This is a genomic window from Streptomyces sp. BBFR51 (genome assembly GCF_044591655.1).
Classification (GTDB): Bacteria; Actinomycetota; Actinomycetes; order Streptomycetales; family Streptomycetaceae; genus Streptomyces.
Genome location: NZ_CP172448.1, coordinates 2,659,521 through 2,675,328 on the forward strand (window position 1 = coordinate 2,659,521; position 15,808 = coordinate 2,675,328).

Genomic DNA, 15,808 nt, shown 5'->3' on the forward strand with positions numbered 1-15,808 from the left:
GGTGTCCCTACTCCCGTCCGGCTGAGGTGAACGTCATGTCCGCGTACCGGTCCCCCGCCACCTTCTCCGCGATCGGCTCCAGCAAGGACAGCTCGTCCTCCGTCAGGACGATCCGGGTGGCCGCCGTGTTCTCCTCCACCCGCGCGGGCTTGCGCGTGCCGGGGATCGGGACCACCGGCAGACCGTGGACCCGGGCGCGCTGCTGGACCCAGGCCAGCGCGATCTGGCCGGGGGTCGCGCCGTGGGCCTCGGCGAGCGTGCGGACCGGGTCGAGCAGGGCCGCGTTGGCCGCCGCGTTGTCGCCGGTGAAGCGGGGCTGGCGGCGGCGGAAGTCGTCGGCGGTGAGCTCCTGGTCGGCGTTGGCGAAGGAACCGGTGAGGAAGCCCCGGCCGAGGGGCGAGTACGGGACGAGGGCCACGCCCAGTTCGCGGGCGGCCGGCACGACGCCCGCCTCGATGTCCCGGCTGAACAGCGACCACTCCGACTGCACGGCGGCGATCGGATGCACCCCCTGCGCCGACCGCAGCTCGTCGCCCGTCACCTCGCTCAGGCCCAGGTGCTTGACCTTGCCCTCGCGCACCAGGTCGGCCATGACGCCGACGGTCTCCTCGACCGGCACGTTCACGTCGCGCCGGTGCATGTAGTAGAGGTCGATCACGTCGACGTCCAGGCGGCGCAGGCTCGCCTCGACCGCCTCGCGGATGTAGGGCGCGTCGTTGCGGATGATCCGCCTGTCCGGGTCGTCCGGCGGGATCGACAGGGCGAACTTGGTCGCGACGACGACCTCGTCGCGGTGGGCCTTGAAGAAGGGGGCCAGGAACCGCTCGTTCTCCCCTGCGCCGTACGCGTCGGCCGTGTCGTAGAGCGTGACGCCCAGCTCCAGCGCCTTTTCCAGGGTCGCGCGCGACGCCTCGGCGTCCGAGGGGCCGTAGCCGAAGCTGATGCCCATGCAGCCGAGGCCCTGGACGCCCACCTCCGGGCCGTGCACGCCCAGCCGTGCCGTCGGGATCCTGCTCTCGGTCATCGCGTCCTCTTCTCCGTCCCACGGGCGCGTCCGGCGTCCCCGTAGAAGCTGATCTTCCGGTCGAGTACGGCGACGGTCTCCTGGAGCTCGGCGATCCGCGTCAGCACGTCGCGCCGGGTGGACTCCAGCAGTTCACGCCGGTCGAGGTAGGTGCTCTCGCCGTCGCGCACCATCTCGGCGTACCGGACCATGTCGGCGACCGGCATGCCGGTCATGCGCAGCTTGCCGACGAAGTCGAGCCAGTCCAGGTCGCCGTTGCTGTAGCGGCGCTGCCCGGTGTGGGAGCGGTCGATGTGGGACATCAGGCCGATCCGCTCGTACCAGCGCAGCGTGTGGGCCGTCAGTCCGGTGAAGGCGACGACCTCGCTGATCGTGTAGTGGTCCTGTCCGTCGGGGCGCGGGTGGCGCCGGGGCGGAGCGGCGCAGATGTCTGTTCTGGTGGCGTTCGGCCCGAGGGTCTCGGCCGTGGTCTGCATCACCGTCATGTGCTCCACGCTATGACCTTGGAGTGCACTCCAGGCAAGCGGCCGCGGCAAGAAACCGGCGGTGGGAAATACGCAGGACACAAGCCGCGGCCGGTCACTAGCGTGCGGGCATGAGTCTTGTACGCCGTGCCGGGGCCGAGGACGTGGCGGAAGTGCTCCGTCTGCGTCAGGTGATGATCGATTCGCTGGGCCGGGCGCCCGCGCCCACCGACTGGCACGCCGAGTCCCTGCCGACATTGCGGGCGAGGCTCGCCGACCCGGACGGGGAGTTCGCGGCGTTCGTCGTCGAGCACCCGGAGCGGCCCGGCGCGCTGGCGGCCCTGGTGGCGGGCACGCTGGAGTACCGCATCGGGCGGTCCGGCAACCCGCACGGCCTCATCGGGTACGTCTTCAGCGTCGCGACCGACCCGTCGGCCCGGCGCCGCGGCTACGCCCGCGCCTGTATGGAGGAGCTGCTCGAGTGGTTCCGCGAACGCGACGCCGGATACGTCATGCTCACGGCGTCCGCGGACGCCGAGCCCCTGTACGCGTCGATGGGCTTCACCCGGGACTCGGACCCCTCCATGCGGCTGCACCTCTGAGACGCTTAGGCTCGACGGCATGTCCTTGAAGAGCCTCGCGTCGATCGAGAACTGGCCGGTCCCCACCGCGGCGGCAGGCGTCGTACGGGCCGACGGCACGGTCCTCGGCACCCACGGCCCGGCCGCGCACCGCTTCCCGCTCGCCTCGGTCACCAAGCCGCTCGCGGCGTACGCGGCGCTCGTGGCGTACGAGGAGGGCGCGATCGAGCTGGACGAGCCCGCCGGTCCGCCCGGGGCGACGGTCCGCCACCTGCTCGCACACACCTCGGGCCTGGCCTTCGACGAACACCGGGTGACCGCCCCGCCCGGGGACCGCCGGCTGTACTCCAACGCCGGCTTCGAGCAGCTCGGCGACCACATCGCGAAGGCGGCGGACATGCCGTTCGCCGAGTACGCGCGCCAGGCGGTGCTGGAGCCGCTGGGCATGACGGCGACCTCGCTGGAGGGCTCCCCGGCGAAGGACGGCGTGTCCACGGTCGAGGACCTGCTCCGCTTCGCCGCCGAGGTGCAGGCCCCGCGGCTACTGGACCCGCGCACGGTCGCCGAGGCGATGACCGTCCAGTACCCGGGCACGAAGGGCGTCCTGCCGGGCTACGGTCACCAGAGCCCCAACGACTGGGGCCTCGGCTTCGAGATCCGCGACTCCAAGTCCCCCCACTGGACGGGCTCCGCCTCCTCCCCCCGCACCTTCGGCCACTTCGGCCAGTCCGGCACCTTCCTGTGGATCGACCCGGACGCGGCCGTCGCCTGCGTGGCCCTCGCCGACCGGGCCTTCGGCCCCTGGGCGGTCGAAGCCTGGCCGCCCTTCACGGACGGGGTGCTCGCGGAAGTACGAGGCTGACGCGCCTCAAGACTGCGCCGCCATCTCCCAGACCAGCACCTCGGCCGGCGTCACCGCCACCGCGTCCACGCCCTCCGCGTCCGTGATGCGGGCCGCGTCGCCCGGGCCCAGCTTCTCGGTGTCCAGGCGGACCTCGCCGCGTACGACGTGGACGTACACGTACGCCCCGTCCGGCACCGCCGTGCGCTCCCCCGCGGCCAGGCGGCGTACGTGGAGCATCGCGCCGGCCTCGGGGACGGCGTACGGGGTGGAGTCGGCGATGCCGCGGACGATCTCGTAGGCGGGGTCGCCGCCGGGGTCGAGCGGGGCCAGCCACATCTGGACGAAGGTGAGGGGAACGGCGCCGTCGTTGCGTTCGACGTGGCGGACGCCGACCGCCGAGCTGAGGCGTTGCACGTCACCGGCGCGGACCACCGTCTCGTGGCCCGTGCTGTCGCGGTGCGTCAGCTCGCCCTCCACCACCCAGGTGACGATCTCCGTGTGGCTGTGCGGGTGCTCGTCGAAACCCGAACCGGGCGCGAGGCGTTCCTCGTTGCAGGCGATCAGCGCTCCGAAGCGGAGGTTGTCGGGGTCGTAGTGGGGGCCGAAGGAGAAGGCGTGGCGGGAGGCGATGCCCGCCGCCTCGTCGCCTCCGGGGTAGCGCTCGTCGGCGCGCCGTAGGTCCATCACGTCGTCCACCGTAGACCCGGCGGCACCCCCGCCCGTTCCGATAAGGCAGTCTTGTCCCCGTGCCCGAACCCGAGACCGGCAAGCCTGACGCCCCCGCCCAGCCCGCCCACCCGCATACCGCGACCCTGAAGCGGCTGGAGCAGTCCTCCGGGTCGCTCGCCGCGCAGGCCATCGCGCGCATGGACGAGACCCTGCCGTGGTACCGGGCCATGCCACCGGAGAACCGTTCCTGGATCGGGCTGGTCGCCCAGGCCGGCATCGCCGCGTTCACCGAGTGGTTCCGGCAGCCGGACGCGCCCCAGGCCATCTCCACCGACGTCTTCGGCACGGCGCCCCGGGAGCTGACCCGGGCGATCACGCTGCGGCAGACCGTGGAGATGGTGCGGACGACCATCGAGGTGATGGAGTCCGCCATCGACGAGGTGGCCGCGCCGGGCGACGAGTCGGTGCTGCGCGAGGCGCTGCTCGTGTACGCCCGGGAGATCGCCTTCGCGACCGCCCAGGTGTACGCGCAGGCCGCCGAGGCACGCGGTGCCTGGGACGCGCGGCTGGAGTCGCTGGTGGTGAACGCCGTGCTCAGCGGCGAGGCCGACGAGGGGGCGGTGTCCCGGGCCGCCGCGCTGGGGTGGAACTCGCCCGAGCATGTCTGTGTGGTGCTGGGCACCGCTCCCGACGGGGACTCCGAGCTGACCGTGGAGGCCATTCGGCGCGCGGCGCGGCATGCCAAGCTCCAGGTGCTGACCGGGGTGCTCGGGGACCGGCTCGTGGTCATCGCGGGGGGCAGTGACAATCCGCTCGCGGTGGCCAAGTCGCTGATCGGGCCGTTCGCGCAGGGGGCGGTCGTCGCCGGGCCCGTGGTGCCCGACCTGCTGGCCGCGACCCGGTCCGCGCAGGCCGCCGCGGCCGGGCTCAAGGCCTGTACCGCCTGGCCGGACGCTCCGCGCCCCGTGCTGGCGGACGATCTGCTGCCGGAGCGCGCGATCGCCTCCGACCCTTCGGCCCGCGAGCAGCTGGTGGAGGAGATCTACAGACCGTTGGAGGAGGCCGGGGCGGCGCTCCTTGAGACGCTCAGCGTCTATCTCGAACAGGCGAGCAGTCTGGAGGGCGCCGCCCGGATGCTCTTCGTTCACCCGAACACCGTGCGCTACCGGCTCCGACGTGTGACTGACGTCACCGGATGGTCACCCTCTGATGTACGGTCTGCGTTCACACTGCGGATCGCGCTCATCCTGGGGCGTCTGGCCGATGGAGATCCGCAACTCTAAGCTTTTGTCGAGGGTCCACAAAACCCCTTCGTGTTCTTCGTCCCTGTCCCCACGGGCGGTCTTGGCCGTCCTCAAGAGAGAGTGTGAGAGTGCTCGTACTCGTCGCTCCCGGCCAGGGCGCCCAGACGCCCGGCTTTCTGACTGACTGGCTCGCCCTCCCCGGTGCCGCCGACCGTGTCGCCGCGTGGTCGGACGCCATCGGACTCGATCTCGCCCACTTCGGCACCAAGGCCGACGCGGACGAGATCCGTGACACGTCCGTCGCCCAGCCGCTGCTCGTCGCCGCCGGAATCCTCTCCGCCGCGGCACTCGGTGACATCGCCGACCTCGCGCCGGGCGCGGTCGCGGGTCACAGCGTCGGCGAGATCACCGCCGCCGCGTTCGCGGGCGTCCTCGACGACACCGCCGCGCTGACCCTCGTACGCCGTCGGGGCCTGGCCATGGCCGAGGCCGCCGCGGTCACCGAGACCGGCATGTCGGCGCTGCTCGGCGGCGACCCCGAGGTGAGCGTCGCGCACCTGGAGAAGCTCGGCCTGACCCCGGCGAACGTGAACGGCGCGGGCCAGATCGTGGCGGCCGGCACCATGGAGCAGCTGGCCGCGCTCAACGAGGACAAGCCCGAGGGGGTGCGCAAGGTCGTCCCGCTGAAGGTGGCCGGCGCGTTCCACACGCGGCACATGGCGCCCGCCGTGGACAGGCTCGCCGAGGCCGCGAAGGCGCTGACCCCGGCCGACCCGAAGCTGACGTACGTCTCCAACAAGGACGGGCAGGCCGTCGCCAGCGGCGCCGAGGTGCTGGAGCGGCTGGTCGGCCAGGTGGCCAACCCGGTCCGCTGGGACCTGTGCATGGAGACGTTCAAGGAGCTGGGCGTCACCGCGATCGTCGAGGTGTGCCCGGGTGGCACGCTGACCGGACTGGCCAAGCGCGCGCTGCCCGGCGTGAAGACGCTGGCCCTGAAGACCCCCGCCGACCTCGACGCGGCTCGCGAGCTCGTCGCCGAGCACACCCAGGCCTGACAAGGAGCGCGAGAGCATGTCGAAGATCAAGCCCAGCAAGGGCGCCCCGTACGCGCGCATCCTCGGCGTCGGCGGATACCGTCCGACCCGGGTGGTGCCGAACGAGGTGATCCTCGAGACGATCGACTCGTCCGACGAGTGGATCCGCTCGCGCTCCGGCATCGAGACCCGGCACTGGGCCGGCCCCGACGAGACCGTCGCCGCGATGTCGGTCGAGGCGTCCGGCAAGGCCATCGCGGACGCCGGCATCGACGCCGCTCAGATCGGCGCCGTGGTCGTCTCGACCGTGTCGCACTTCAGCCAGACCCCGGCCATCGCCACCGAGATCGCCGACCGGCTCGGCACGGACAAGGCCGCGGCCTTCGACATCTCGGCGGGCTGCGCCGGTTTCGGCTACGGTCTGACCCTGGCCAAGGGCATGATCGTCGAGGGCTCCGCGGAGTACGTGCTGGTCATCGGCGTGGAGCGGCTGTCCGACCTGACCGACCTGGAGGACCGGGCCACGGCCTTCCTGTTCGGCGACGGCGCCGGCGCGGTCGTGGTCGGCCCGTCGAAGGAGCCGGCGATCGGCCCGACGGTCTGGGGCTCGGAGGGCGACAAGTCCGAGACGATCAAGCAGACCGTCCCCTGGGACCGGTTCCGGATCGGCGACGTCTCCGAACTGCCCCTCGACCGCGAGGGCAACGTCAAGTTTCCTGCGATCACGCAGGAGGGCCAGGCGGTGTTCCGCTGGGCCGTGTTCGAGATGGCGAAGGTCGCACAGCAGGCGCTGGACGCGGCCGGGATCAGCCCGGACGACCTGGACGTCTTCATCCCGCACCAGGCCAACGTGCGGATCATCGACTCGATGGTGAAGACACTCAAACTGCCGGAACACGTCACGGTCGCCCGTGACATCCGCACCACCGGCAACACCTCGGCCGCCTCGATTCCGCTCGCGATGGAGCGGCTCCTGGCGACCGGCGACGCGAAGAGCGGCGACACCGCACTCGTCATCGGCTTCGGGGCGGGTCTCGTCTACGCCGCGACGGTCGTTACCCTCCCCTAGGCACTCCGTGCCGGATCACCCGGTCCGGGACGGAGACCAGCAGTACCTGCCGCCGACGCGGCGGGCCGCCACACCCTCTGGACAACAAAGAAGGAGCGCCATCATGGCCGCCACTCAGGAAGAGATCGTCGCCGGTCTCGCGGAGATCGTGAACGAGATCGCCGGCATCCCGGTTGAGGACGTCCAGCTGGACAAGTCCTTCACCGACGACCTGGACGTCGACTCCCTGTCCATGGTCGAGGTCGTCGTCGCCGCCGAAGAGCGCTTCGACGTCAAGATCCCGGACGAGGACGTCAAGAACCTCAAGACGGTCGGCGACGCGACGAAGTACATCCTCGACCACCAGGCCTGATCCGCCGATACTCGGGCCATGTCCGAGTGTCCGGGCAGACTGCCCCGCCACCCGGCGGTGGCGCCGTACGAATCCGTATCCCGTTGGAGAAAGAATTCCCGTGAGCTCGACCAATCGCACCGTGGTCGTCACCGGTATCGGCGCAACCACACCGCTGGGTGGCGACGCAGCCTCGACCTGGGAGGGCCTGGTCGCCGGCAAGTCCGGCGTCAAGCCCCTGGAGCAGGAGTGGGCCGCCGACCAGGCGGTCCGCATCGCCGCGACGGCCGCCGTGGACCCCTCCGAGGTCATCCCGCGGCCGCAGGCCCGCCGGCTGGACCGCTCGGCGCAGTTCGCGCTGATCGCGGCCCAGGAGGCCTGGAAGGACGCCGGGTACTCCGGCAAGGCGGGCGAGAGCCCCGTGGACGACGGGGCGGCGCACGTCGACCCCGACCGTCTCGGCGCGGTCATCGCCTCCGGCATCGGCGGCGTGACGACCCTGCTCGACCAGTACGACGTGCTGAAGGAGAAGGGCGTCCGCCGCGTCTCCCCGCACACCGTCCCCATGCTGATGCCGAACGGCCCCTCCGCCAACGTGGGCCTGGCCGTGGGCGCCCGTGCGGGCGTGCACACGCCGGTCTCCGCCTGCGCCTCGGGCGCCGAGGCCATCGGCTACGCCATCGAGATGATCCGCACCGGCCGCGCCGACGTCGTCGTCGCGGGTGGCACGGAGGCGGCGATCCACCCGCTGCCCATCGCCGCGTTCGGCAACATGATGGCGATGTCCAAGAACAACGACGACCCGCAGGGTGCCTCGCGCCCCTTCGACACGGGCCGGGACGGCTTCGTCCTCGGTGAGGGCGCCGGCGTCCTCGTCCTGGAGTCCGCCGAGCACGCCGCCGCGCGCGGTGCCCGCGTCTACGCGGAGGCGGTCGGCCAGGGCATCTCCGCCGACAGCCACGACATCGTGCAGCCGGAGCCGGAGGGCCGCGGCATCTCCAACGCCCTGCAGAACCTGCTGGACCGCAACGACCTGGACCCGGCCGAGATCGTGCACGTCAACGCGCACGCCACCTCGACGCCGGCCGGTGACATCGCCGAGCTGAAGGCGCTGCGCAAGGTCCTCGGCGACGACGTCGACCACATGGCGGTCTCCAGCACCAAGTCGATGACCGGTCACCTCCTCGGTGGCGCGGGCGGCGTGGAGTCGGTCGCGACCGTCCTCGCCCTGTACCACCGGGTGGCGCCGCCGACCATCAACGTCGAGAACCTCGACCCGGAGGCCGAGGCCAACGCGGACATCGTCCGCGGCGAGGCCCGCAAGCTCCCGGTAGAGGGCCGTATCGCCGCTCTGAACGACTCGTTCGGCTTCGGCGGCCACAACGTGGTCCTGGCCTTCCGGACGATCTGAGCGACCGCCGTACGTACGTGAAGGGCCCCCACCGGTCGGTGGGGGCCCTTTGCGTGTGCCGGGGCGGGGGAAAGTCACACCACCTGGTGCAGCCAGCGGACCGGGGCGCCCTCGCCCGCGTAGCGGAAGGGCTCCAGTTCGTCGTCCCAGGGCTTGCCGAGGAGCTTGGCGATGTCGGCCTCCAGGTCACTCTCGCCGCGCTGGGAGCGGACCAGGGCGGCGCGCAGCCGGTCCTCGGGGATCATGATGTCGCCGTGGATGCCGGTGACGGCGTGGAAGATGCCGAGGTCGGGGGTGCAGCTGTAGCGCTCGCCCTCGGCGTTCGCGGACGGTTCCGCGGTGACCTCGAAGCGCAGCAGCTGCCAGCCGCGCAGCGCGGAGGCGAGCTTGGAGGCGATGCCGGCCTGGCCCTGCCAGGAGAACTCCGAGCGCCAGGTGCCGGGCGCGGCAGGCTGCCGGATCCAGTCCAGGCCGACGCGCGTGCCGAGCACCCCGGCGATGGCCCACTCGACGTGCGGGCAGAGCGCGCGCGGCGCGGAGTGCACGTACAGGACTCCACGTGTCGTCACCGGAACCTCCGGGCTGAGCGGGACATCTCGGAACGGGTGGAACGGGTGGAACGGCCGTGACCGGGCGGGTCACGTTGATGGCGAGGCTACCGTGCGACGGCGCAAGGAGTGTGACGTACCGTCGGTCCCGCCGCCGACAAACCTCCGCCATTCACCCGGCAGGACGCTTGTACGGGTGTGAGCCGTTGCATCGCCGCCCTCGGGAACCCTGGCGCGGTGTCATGGGTTGAGGACGTTGGAGGCACGAGGCGAGGGGTGGGACCGGTATGGGGCGAGCGACGGACCAGGGGACGCGGGACGGCCGGCACCGTGCGCGTGCCGCGCTCGCCGTCCTGACCGCCGCCGTCCTGGGCGCGGCGGGCTGCGACGCGGCGGGCGGCGACTCCCCCGCCCCCTCCCCCAGCGCGTCGAAGCCGTCGAAGACCGCCCCGGCCTGGGACACGAGCCCGGCGTCGGTCGCCGCCGTGGGCGACTCCATCACGCGCGGCTTCGACGCCTGTACGGTCCTGTCGGACTGCCCCGAGGTGTCGTGGGCGACCGGCAGCAGCGCCGAGGTCGACTCCCTCGCCGTACGGCTGCTGGGCGAGGCGCAGGCGCCCGGGCGGAGCTGGAACTACGCGGTCACCGGGGCCCGGATGGCGGACCTGAACGCCCAGGTGACCCGGGCGGCGGCGCGCAAGCCGGAGCTGGTGGCGGTGATGGCGGGGGCGAACGACGCCTGCCGTGCCACGACCTCGGCGATGACCCCGGTGGCGGACTTCCGGGCCCAGTTCGAGGAGGCGATGACCACCCTGCGCGAGAAGCTGCCGAAGGCGCAGGTGTACGTGTCGAGCATCCCGGACCTGAAGCGGCTGTGGTCCCAGGGGCGCACCAACGCGCTGGGCAAGCAGGTGTGGAAGCTGGGCCTGTGCCCGTCGATGCTGGGCGACGCGGACTCCCTGGACTCGGCGGCGACCCTGCGGCGCAACACCGTGCGGGACCGGGTGGAGGACTACAACGAGGTGCTGCGGGAGGTCTGCGCGAAGGACCGGCGGTGCCGCACCGACGACGGCGCGGTCCACGCGTACCGGTTCGGCACCGACCAGCTGAGCCACTGGGACTGGTTCCACCCGAGTGTCGGCGGCCAGGCCCGGCTGGCGGAGATCGCCTACCGCGCGGTGACCGCGAAGACGCCCTGACCGGGGTGACCGACCTGCCCGGCCTGACCGGCCTGACCTGGGCATGTCCTAGAGTTCCGCACATGAGCGAACTCTTCGGCACACTTTCCGACGGCACCCCGGTACACCGCTGGACCCTGGAGCGGGCCGGCGTACGCGTACGGGTCCTGTCGTACGGCGGGATCGTGCAGTCGGCCGAGGTCCCGGACCGGGACGGGAACCTGGCCGACGTGGTGCTGGGGTTCGCGGACCTCGACGGCTACGTGACGCACCCGGAGCCCTACCTCGGCGCGCTCGTCGGGCGCTACGCCAACCGGATCGCGGGCGGACGCTTCCCGCTGGACGGGCGGACGTACGCGCTGGCGCTCAACGACGGGCCGAACTCGCTGCACGGCGGCGAGCGCGGCTTCGACAAGCACGTGTGGGACGTGGAGCCCGTCGGGGACGCGGGGCACGGCATCCGGCTCGCCCGGGTCAGCCCGCACGACGAGGAGGGCTTCCCGGGCCGGGTGGAGATCTCGGTGACGTACACGCTGGAGGAGACGGGAGCGCTGCGGATCGCCTACGAGGCGGTCACGGACGCGCCGACCGTGCTGAACCCGACGAACCACAGCTACTTCAACCTGGGCGGCTCCGGGCACGCGGGCGGCCACGAACTGCGGCTCGCCGCCTCCCGGATCACGCCGGTCGACGGCGACCTGATCCCGACGGGCGGCTTCGAGGACGTGACGGACACCCGCTTCGACTTCCGGCGGGCGCGCAAGGTCGGCTCGGGCTACGACCACAACTTCGTCCTCGACAAGAGCGTGAGTGCCACCGCCGAGGAGGTCGCCGAGCTGTACGACCCGGCGTCGGGGCGCGTGCTCACGGTGGCGACGACCGAGCCGGGCATCCAGCTGTACACCGCCGACCACCTGGGCGAGCCCCTCGCCCCCGGTGACGGAGTCGCGCTGGAGACACAGCACTTCCCCGACTCCCCGAACCGGCCGGAGTTCCCGAGCACGGTGCTGCGGCCGGGCGAGGTGTTCCGCTCGGAGACGGTGTACGGCTTCTCGGTGCGCTAGCGAGTACGCGGTGCGCAGGGCGGCGGCGGAGGCCGCGCGCCCACCGCTCAGCCCCGGCCCGGCCGTCAGGTCCCGGACCGGGGCTGTCCGCGGGGGCACGCCCTCGCGGGCGTCCCGGAGTCAGACGTTAATCGTCGCGGTGATCCGGCGGTCCGCGATCGAGCGTCCGATCTGGAGTTCGTACGAACCCTTCACAAACACCCACGAGCCGGTCGCCCGGTCTCAGCTCTCGACCCCGGCGAATCCGGCCAGGCGCCGCGGGGGCGGGCGGCCTCACGTTCGCATCGGGTGAGGGCGAGCGTCCACCCGTCCGTGCCGTAGCGCGCGCCCCTTCCGTCACGCGATACTTCCGCCGTCCGGCAGCGCACCCCACGGCGACGGAAGGACCTGGACTCCCTTGACACCCATACGCGTTCGGATCGGCCTACTCGGACTGGCCCTGGTGGCGGGGCTCGCCACCCCCGCGACGGCCGCGGCGGCACCCCTGGCGGGCACCGCACCCGCACCGACCGTCGAGGAGCGGCGGCTCGACGGGGACGTGCCCCGGGAGATCCTGCGGCGCTCCGGATTCGCCGCGACGGCACCCGGGTTCGCCCGGGGGCTCGGGCGGGCGGACTCCTATCGCGAGGCGCGTGCCGTCGTGGCGCGCCAGGGCTCGGCGCTGTGGCGGCGGGCGGTGGACCGGGTGCAGGGGCGCGGGCCGACCCGCGGGGACCTCAGCCGGGACGACGACCGGCCGCTGTACTGGGCGCGGCTCGGGATGACGCGGGAACTGCGCACCTGGGAGCCCGGGTTCGGGCTGAGCGGGCGTCAGCGGGCCGCGCTGCTGACGGAGCTGGAGCGCACCTCACGCGGCCAGACCGACCTCCGCCTGCCGCGCGACGGGCATGGCGACCGTGACGGGCACGGCAAGGGCATGAAGCGGGTGCTGCTGACCGGCTTCGACCCCTTCACCCTGGACCGCGACATCAGGATCTCCAACCCGTCCGGCGCCGTCGCGCTCGCCCTGGACGGCACGGTGATCGAGACGGCGGAGGGGCCCGCGCGGGTGGAGACGGCGGTGTTCCCGGTGCGCTGGGGGGACTTCGCGCAGGGGGCGGTGGAGCGGGCGCTGCGGCCGTATCTGCCGGGGGTGGATCTGTTCACCACCGTGTCGCAGGGCCGGGTCGGGCGGTTCGACGTGGAGCGGACCAACGGGGCCTGGCGGGGCGGCTTCCCCGACAACGACGACGTCTCCCGCACGGAGACGGTCCCGGTGGCCGACCCGTCCTCGCAGCCGCAGTGGACGACGACCACGTTGCCGTACGAGGCGATCACAGCTGCGGACACCGGCCGCTTCCCGGTGTACGACAACACCAGCGTGACGGAGATCCCGGCGGGAGGCACCGAGCCGGTCGTCCGGCCGGACGGGCCCACGCCGGGGTCCACGGCCCGTGAAGGGGGCGGCGGGAACTACCTCTCCAACGAGATCGCCTACCGCGCGACCCTGCTGCGGGACCGGCTCGGACTGCACGGCACGCTGCCGGGCGGGCACGTCCACACACCGGTGCTCCAGTTCGGGGCCGGGAACACCGATCCGGCGACGGGTGCGGTCACCGATCCGGCGTTCGTGCGCAACCGGCTGGACATCGTGGCGCAGGCGCGGGCGATCCTGACGGTGGCGGTCAGCGCGTCGGGGACGGACCGGAGCTGACCGCCGGGTCGGCGGAGCCGCCGTCGGCCGGAGGGGCGCCGGCCGGGTCGTCGCCGTCGCGGGTCTCCTCACCCAGCAGCTCGCGGGCGAGGAGCGTGGCGCCCGCGACCGCGCCCGGCATCAGGAACACCGCGACGAACGGCACCAGGAAGGACACGGCCAGCGGGGTGCCGAAGCCCCAGACGAGCATCCTGCGGGAGCGCAGCAGCGCGAGGCGCTCGCGCAGCTCGATGCCGCGGCGCTGGAGGGCGACGGCGGCCAGCTCCTCGGTGAGGAAGAAGCCGGTGACGAAGAAGCCGATCACCGGGACCACCGTCTGGCCGACGACCGGGATGAAGCCGAGGGCGAAGAGCAGCACGCCCCAGACGGCGGCGCGGAGGAGGATGCGCAGGCTGTCGCGGCCGGAGATCCACAGCTCGCGCCAGAGCGGCAGGCCGGACTCGGGAGCGGTGCCGTCCGGGGAGACGTCGCGGTCGACCCGCTCGGAGAGGGCCTCGTAGAAGGGCTGGCCGACGAGCAGGGTGACCGCGGTGAAGGTGAGGACGGCCAGGAGCAGGGCGAGGGCGAACAGCACGGCGGTGAGGAAGCCGCGGAAGAGTCCGAGCCAGGGGCTCGACCAGTCGTCGGCGAAGGGGGTCGCCCAGCCGACGAAGTCGTCCCCCCACAGCGCGAGCGCGATCAGCACGCCCACGTACAGGACGAGGGTGATCAGGCCCGGGACGAGCCCGAAGCCGTAGCTCCTGCCGTGCCGGGCCACCCAGCGCTGGCCCTTCAGGAGATGGCCGAATCCCGCCCCAAGATCACGCATGGGCGGAACTCTACCGGTCGCCGCCCACACCCCCGCGCCACGATTGAGTCGAACCCGCACGTCCCGCCGTACCGATCGGAGGAAGGCCACGGGGAAGTTCCGGGAAGTTCCGGCGAGTGGGTGAGGAGAAGCGGATGACGCAGGGGATCCACGGCACCGTCGCCGACGGCTTCGAGGCGGTACGGGAGGAGTTCGCGGCGGTCGTCGCCGGTGAACGGCCGGACTACGAGGGTCAGTTGTGCGCCTACGTGCACGGGCGCAGAGTCGTCGACCTGTGGGCGGGCGACGGCGCCGGCCCGGACTCGCTGTACGGGGTGCACTCGGCCACCAAGGGCGCCGCGCACCTGGTGGCCGCCCTGCTGGTGCAGGAGGGCACGCTGGAACTGGACCGCAAGGTGACGTACTACTGGCCGGAGTTCGCGGCCGAGGGCAAGGGGGCGCTGACGCTGCGGGACCTGCTCGGGCACCGGGCGGGGGTGATCGGCACGGACACCGGGTTCACCACCGCCGAACTTGCCGACGACCGGGTGATCGCCGAGCGTCTCGCCGACCAGCGGCCGTACTGGCGCCCCGGCACGGCCTTCGGGTATCACGCGCTGGTCCTGGGCGCGCTCGTGGGCGAGGTGGTGCGCCGGGCCACGGGCCACACCCTCCAGGAGGTGTACGAGGAACGGGTGCGCGTCCCGCACCACCTGGACTTCCACCTGGGTCTGCCGCCCGCCCTCGACCCGCGCTTCCGCACGACCCGGCCGGCGGTCCTCACGCCGGTCCAGGAGGCGTCGTCCGCTCCGCTCCCGGAGGGGCCGCGCGCCCTGTCCGCCATCGCCTTCAACCGCAACGCGGCGCACCCCACCGACCTGGCGACCCTGCCCAACGAGCCAGCCGTCCGTGCCGCGGGGCCGGCCTCCGCGGGCGGCGTGGCCTCGGCACGCGGGCTGGCCGGGCTGTACGCGGCGGCCATCAGTGAGCTGGACGGCAAGGCGCCGCTGCTGAAGCCGGACACGGTGGCGGAGTTCGGGCAGTTGCACTCCGTGGGCTACGACCTGGTGACGCGGACGCACCGGTCGTACGGTCTGGGCTTCCAGGCGACGGCGGACATCTGGCACCCGTTCCTCGGCGCCGGGACGATCGGGCACAGCGGCACGGGCGGCAGCCAGGCCTTCGCGGACCCGGCCGGCGGTCTGGCGTACGGGTACACCCGGCGCCGTTTCGCCCACCCGGGCGGGGCGGCGCAGGAGAACCAGCGGCTGGTGGCGGCGGTGCACACGGCGGCGCTCGGCGGGTGAGCACCGCCGTAGCGCCGTAGCGCCGCCGTAGCGCCGCCGTGGCGCCGTGGCGCAGACCGTCAGGCGAGCGTCACCGTGATGTCGCCGCGGGTCGCCTTGGAGTACGGGCAGACCTGGTGGGCCTGCTCCACCAGGGACCGCGCGGTGGCGGCGTCGACCGCCGGGATCTCGGCGGAGATCTCGACGGTGATCCCGAAGCCGTCGTCGTTCTTGCCGATCCCGACCTTCGCGGTGACGGTCGAGCCGGTGATGTCGGCGCCCTGCCGACGGGCCACGACGCCGAGCGCGCCCTGGAAGCAGGCGCTGTACCCGGCGGCGAAGAGCTGCTCGGGGTTGGTGCCGGCACCGGTGCCGCCCATCTCCTTGGGCGGGTTCACGACGACGTCGAGCCTGCCGTCATCGGTGGCCACCCGTCCGTCGCGACCGTTCTCGGCGGTGGCGACGGCGGTGTAGAGGACCTCGGACTGCTGGATGGGCATACGGGTGTCTTCCTCCTCGGTCCGCCGTGACTCGCGCCCACGATCACGACAGATTTCGGAAAGACGCTACCGCATCCCGGA

General features: G+C 72.6%; 17 protein-coding genes. 11 read left to right on the forward strand and 6 right to left on the reverse strand.

The window, feature by feature from the left end:
• Positions 1-7 precede the first annotated feature (7 nt).
• Together ACGH7X_RS12170 and ACGH7X_RS12175 are read right to left on the reverse strand one after the other, a co-directional pair.
• Positions 8-1,024 carry an aldo/keto reductase gene (locus tag ACGH7X_RS12170; protein ID WP_399884551.1) on the reverse strand — a complete coding sequence of 339 codons (1,017 nt, stop codon included), beginning with the start codon at positions 1,022-1,024 and terminating at the stop codon, positions 8-10.
• Positions 1,021-1,509 carry a MerR family transcriptional regulator gene (locus tag ACGH7X_RS12175; protein WP_399884553.1) on the reverse strand — a complete coding sequence of 163 codons (489 nt, stop codon included), beginning with the start codon at positions 1,507-1,509 and terminating at the stop codon, positions 1,021-1,023. Before ACGH7X_RS12175 ends, ACGH7X_RS12170 begins: the two co-directional genes overlap by 4 nt.
• A gap of 110 nt (positions 1,510-1,619) precedes the next feature.
• Here ACGH7X_RS12175 and ACGH7X_RS12180 point away from each other — a divergent pair, with 110 nt between their 5' ends.
• On the forward strand, positions 1,620-2,090 hold the full coding sequence (locus tag ACGH7X_RS12180; protein WP_399884555.1) for a GNAT family N-acetyltransferase: 471 nt from the start codon (positions 1,620-1,622) through the stop codon (positions 2,088-2,090).
• A gap of 19 nt (positions 2,091-2,109) precedes the next feature.
• The gene (locus ACGH7X_RS12185) at positions 2,110-2,931 is read left to right on the forward strand and encodes a serine hydrolase domain-containing protein (protein WP_399884557.1); all 822 of its coding nucleotides are present in this window, start codon (positions 2,110-2,112) and stop codon (positions 2,929-2,931) included.
• Positions 2,932-2,937: 6 nt separating this feature from the next.
• On the opposite strand, the gene ACGH7X_RS12190 is transcribed toward ACGH7X_RS12185, so the two are convergent.
• Entirely contained in the window at positions 2,938-3,597 is a 660-nt protein-coding gene (locus ACGH7X_RS12190) for a pirin family protein (protein WP_399884559.1), read from the reverse strand.
• A gap of 62 nt (positions 3,598-3,659) precedes the next feature.
• Between ACGH7X_RS12190 and fasR the strand changes: the two genes are divergently transcribed.
• The 5 genes from fasR to ACGH7X_RS12215 all read left to right on the forward strand — a co-directional run bounded on the left by fasR (position 3,660) and on the right by ACGH7X_RS12215 (position 8,671).
• A complete protein-coding gene (gene fasR / locus ACGH7X_RS12195; protein ID WP_399884561.1) occupies positions 3,660-4,865 on the forward strand; it encodes a fatty acid biosynthesis transcriptional regulator FasR in 1,206 nt (401 codons plus the stop codon).
• Between the two features lie 89 nt (positions 4,866-4,954).
• Positions 4,955-5,881, forward strand: coding sequence for an ACP S-malonyltransferase (locus ACGH7X_RS12200; RefSeq protein WP_399884563.1), 927 nt, complete (start codon positions 4,955-4,957; stop codon positions 5,879-5,881).
• Between the two features lie 16 nt (positions 5,882-5,897).
• On the forward strand, positions 5,898-6,929 hold the full coding sequence (locus ACGH7X_RS12205) for a ketoacyl-ACP synthase III (protein ID WP_399884565.1): 1,032 nt from the start codon (positions 5,898-5,900) through the stop codon (positions 6,927-6,929).
• A gap of 103 nt (positions 6,930-7,032) precedes the next feature.
• Positions 7,033-7,281 (forward strand): acyl carrier protein, encoded by a 249-nt coding sequence (locus tag ACGH7X_RS12210; RefSeq protein ID WP_052842858.1) that lies wholly within the window; start codon positions 7,033-7,035, stop codon positions 7,279-7,281.
• A 100-nt stretch (positions 7,282-7,381) separates the two neighbouring features.
• Entirely contained in the window at positions 7,382-8,671 is a 1,290-nt protein-coding gene (locus ACGH7X_RS12215) for a beta-ketoacyl-[acyl-carrier-protein] synthase family protein (protein WP_399884567.1), read from the forward strand.
• A 74-nt stretch (positions 8,672-8,745) separates the two neighbouring features.
• Here ACGH7X_RS12215 and ACGH7X_RS12220 read toward each other — a convergent pair whose 3' ends face one another.
• Positions 8,746-9,240, reverse strand: a complete 495-nt coding sequence (locus ACGH7X_RS12220; protein ID WP_399884568.1) for a DUF3145 domain-containing protein — start codon at positions 9,238-9,240, stop codon at positions 8,746-8,748.
• 266 nt (positions 9,241-9,506) lie between these two features.
• Between ACGH7X_RS12220 and ACGH7X_RS12225 the strand changes: the two genes are divergently transcribed.
• From ACGH7X_RS12225 to ACGH7X_RS12235, 3 genes are all read left to right on the forward strand, one after another.
• Positions 9,507-10,418: an SGNH/GDSL hydrolase family protein gene (locus tag ACGH7X_RS12225; protein ID WP_399884570.1), complete on the forward strand. Its 912-nt coding sequence runs from the start codon at positions 9,507-9,509 to the stop codon at positions 10,416-10,418.
• 62 nt (positions 10,419-10,480) lie between these two features.
• Entirely contained in the window at positions 10,481-11,461 is a 981-nt protein-coding gene (locus ACGH7X_RS12230) for an aldose epimerase family protein (protein WP_399884572.1), read from the forward strand.
• A 397-nt stretch (positions 11,462-11,858) separates the two neighbouring features.
• Positions 11,859-13,154, forward strand: coding sequence for a pyroglutamyl peptidase (locus ACGH7X_RS12235; RefSeq protein ID WP_399884574.1), 1,296 nt, complete (start codon positions 11,859-11,861; stop codon positions 13,152-13,154).
• Here ACGH7X_RS12235 and ACGH7X_RS12240 read toward each other — a convergent pair.
• Positions 13,126-13,962, reverse strand: a complete 837-nt coding sequence (locus tag ACGH7X_RS12240) for an EI24 domain-containing protein (RefSeq protein ID WP_399884576.1) — start codon at positions 13,960-13,962, stop codon at positions 13,126-13,128. The genes ACGH7X_RS12235 and ACGH7X_RS12240 overlap by 29 nt on opposite strands.
• A gap of 134 nt (positions 13,963-14,096) precedes the next feature.
• Here ACGH7X_RS12240 and ACGH7X_RS12245 point away from each other — a divergent pair, with 134 nt between their 5' ends.
• Entirely contained in the window at positions 14,097-15,248 is a 1,152-nt protein-coding gene (locus ACGH7X_RS12245) for a serine hydrolase domain-containing protein (RefSeq protein WP_399884578.1), read from the forward strand.
• Positions 15,249-15,307: 59 nt separating this feature from the next.
• On the opposite strand, the gene ACGH7X_RS12250 is transcribed toward ACGH7X_RS12245, so the two are convergent.
• Positions 15,308-15,727, reverse strand: coding sequence for an organic hydroperoxide resistance protein (locus ACGH7X_RS12250; protein ID WP_399884580.1), 420 nt, complete (start codon positions 15,725-15,727; stop codon positions 15,308-15,310).
• Positions 15,728-15,808: the final 81 nt, after the last annotated feature.

Excerpts from the sequence above, each read along its gene's own strand:
- ACGH7X_RS12240 (WP_399884576.1), bottom strand. The coding sequence starts at position 13,962 with ATGCGTGATCTTGGGGCGGGATTCGGCCATCTCCTGAAGGGCCAGCGC.
- ACGH7X_RS12185 (WP_399884557.1), top strand. The coding sequence starts at position 2,110 with ATGTCCTTGAAGAGCCTCGCGTCGATCGAGAACTGGCCGGTCCCCACC.
- ACGH7X_RS12175 (WP_399884553.1), bottom strand. The coding sequence starts at position 1,509 with ATGACGGTGATGCAGACCACGGCCGAGACCCTCGGGCCGAACGCCACC.
- ACGH7X_RS12180 (WP_399884555.1), top strand. The coding sequence starts at position 1,620 with ATGAGTCTTGTACGCCGTGCCGGGGCCGAGGACGTGGCGGAAGTGCTC.
- ACGH7X_RS12210 (WP_052842858.1), top strand. The coding sequence starts at position 7,033 with ATGGCCGCCACTCAGGAAGAGATCGTCGCCGGTCTCGCGGAGATCGTG.
- ACGH7X_RS12205 (WP_399884565.1), top strand. The coding sequence starts at position 5,898 with ATGTCGAAGATCAAGCCCAGCAAGGGCGCCCCGTACGCGCGCATCCTC.
- ACGH7X_RS12225 (WP_399884570.1), top strand. The coding sequence starts at position 9,507 with ATGGGGCGAGCGACGGACCAGGGGACGCGGGACGGCCGGCACCGTGCG.
- ACGH7X_RS12230 (WP_399884572.1), top strand. The coding sequence starts at position 10,481 with ATGAGCGAACTCTTCGGCACACTTTCCGACGGCACCCCGGTACACCGC.
- ACGH7X_RS12170 (WP_399884551.1), bottom strand. The coding sequence starts at position 1,024 with ATGACCGAGAGCAGGATCCCGACGGCACGGCTGGGCGTGCACGGCCCG.
- ACGH7X_RS12245 (WP_399884578.1), top strand. The coding sequence starts at position 14,097 with ATGACGCAGGGGATCCACGGCACCGTCGCCGACGGCTTCGAGGCGGTA.
- ACGH7X_RS12250 (WP_399884580.1), bottom strand. The coding sequence starts at position 15,727 with ATGCCCATCCAGCAGTCCGAGGTCCTCTACACCGCCGTCGCCACCGCC.
- ACGH7X_RS12190 (WP_399884559.1), bottom strand. The coding sequence starts at position 3,597 with ATGGACCTACGGCGCGCCGACGAGCGCTACCCCGGAGGCGACGAGGCG.